Source organism: Solidesulfovibrio sp. C21, from assembly GCF_047785625.1.
In the GTDB taxonomy this organism is placed as follows: Bacteria; Desulfobacterota; Desulfovibrionia; order Desulfovibrionales; family Desulfovibrionaceae; genus Solidesulfovibrio.
The window spans coordinates 1-1,943 of sequence record NZ_JBLODY010000156.1; the positions used below are offsets into that span (position 1 = coordinate 1).

Annotated in this window: 1 protein-coding gene; it reads left to right on the top strand. The window is 65.3% G+C overall.

Translation table 11 applies throughout. The features are described from left to right. The first annotated feature begins 88 nt into the window (after positions 1 to 88). Positions 89 to 1,750: an SGNH/GDSL hydrolase family protein gene (locus tag ACMZ6R_RS20400; RefSeq protein WP_416114792.1), complete on the top strand. Its 1,662-nt coding sequence runs from the start codon at positions 89 to 91 to the stop codon at positions 1,748 to 1,750. The last annotated feature ends 193 nt before the right edge of the window (positions 1,751 to 1,943 follow it).

Consider the following 1,943-nt stretch of genomic DNA (forward strand, 5'->3'; position numbering starts at 1 on the left):
GTGTTAGAGGAATCGGGGGAGGGAACCCCTTTTTTTAAAAAGGGGTTCCCTCCCCCGATTCCTCTAACACACACTTCAAGGAGTTCGGATGGCGGTTCGTGGCGGGCGCAAGTGGCTGTTCGTCTTGTGCGTGGTGCTGGTCAACGTGGCGCTTTTCGCCTTGCTCGAGTGGGGCGCGGGGCTGATCCTGGCCCACCTGGAAGGCGGCGAGCGGCAGACCCGGATTTTCAACGCCGAAAACGGCCGCGACGCCGGCTTTGTCGTGCAGTACGACGAACACCTGGGGTATAGGCTCGTGCGCCACGACGCCGCCCCCAGCCGTTTCGAGGACTCCGCCGGCAAGACCGTGCCCGTGGCCAAGGCTCCGGGCGTCTACCGCATCCTGTGCCTGGGCGGCTCCACCACCTACGGCGTGGGCGCGGACAAGACCAATTCCTTCCCGGCCCAGCTCGAAGACCTGCTGACGCGCGTCTACGGCGGCTGCAAGGTGCGCTTCGAGGTCCTGAACCTCGGCGTCATGGGCTACCACAGCTGGCATTCCCGCATCCGCTTCCGGACCGAGCTGGCGAAACTGGAGCCCGACCTCGTCATCGCCATGGACGCGGTAAACGATCTGGCCGCCAGCACCCTGGCCGACGACTCGGCCGCCTTTGCCAAGGAAAAGGACAAGCTCCTAAGCTTGGCCAATGCCGGACGGCAGGGCGGCTTTCTCGAGCGCACCGACCGGTATCTGGACGACCACGTCAGCCTCTACGCCCTGGTCAAGCGCTTTGCCGCCAAGGTCGGAGGCGTGGCCGGGCAGGGGAAAAAGGCCGATGATCCGGCCATATTTCGCAAGAAAATCGAGCTGTTCGGCTACCGCGACAACATGAAGGCCCTGGCCGGCATGGTGCGCAAGGACGGCGGGGAGTTCGTGCTCGTGGACTATCCCTGGCTGGCCATGGACCCGTTGCCGGGGAATGTGTCCAAGGTGGTCCGCGACGCCTCCACGCCACTGTACCGCTTCGGCAAGACCTACTTCCCCGAGGCCAATGCCGCGGTCGCCCGGCAGGATGGCGCGTTCGTGCTCAATCCCCAGCCCGATTTCGACGCGGCCGTGGCCGCCGATGTGGCCCGGGCCGGACAATATTATTTCGACGAGATTCACCTGACCAAGCTCGGCAACCAACTGCTCGCCCGGGACATCGCCGCCGGGCTACCGAACGTGCCGTCCTTTGCCCGGGCTGTTGCCGGCTGTTCCCCGGCCGATCCGGAAGCGGCACTGGCCAATGCCGTGAAGCTCGACGACCCGCGCGTGGATTTCAAAAACGGCTGGCCGCGTCCGGGCGAAGCCGCCGTGCCCCTGGCCGTGGCCGCCACGGACAACGTGGTCATCGGCCAAAGCGACGAGTACCCCGGCCATGCCGTGGCCCACAGCCTCGATCCCGCCCGGCCCGGCTCCATCACCTTGCGCGCCGGGGCCGCCTTTGCTTCGCGTCCCATGGCTCATACGCGCTACCCGACCTTCTGGTATCCGCGTCTGGCCTGCGCCGTCGACCGGGTGACAGTGGAGGCGGCCGGCCGCACGATTTTCACCCTGGCCGGCGTAACGCCCTGCCGCTTCACCGACGTTTCCGCCCGGTTCGGCCTCGACCTGCCGGCCCTTACCGCCGGCGATACGGTGACGGTGCGCCTTTTCGGCCATGCCCAGCTCTGGCTGACCGGTGGCAATATGGTCTTTACCGGCGACGTCACGCCGCCTGGCTATTAGGAATTAGGAACAGGGAAAGGGGGAGGAGGGATGCCTCCGGCGGCCAGGGGAACCTTTTTGAAAAAAGGTTCCCCTGGACCCCTCCCAAAACTTTTGACGGTTTTGACGGCGGGGGGAGGTTGGTCCCCCCTTTAAAAAGTTTTTGGGGAAGGTGGGGGGTCCGGGGGAGGGAACCCCTTTTTTCAAAAAGGGG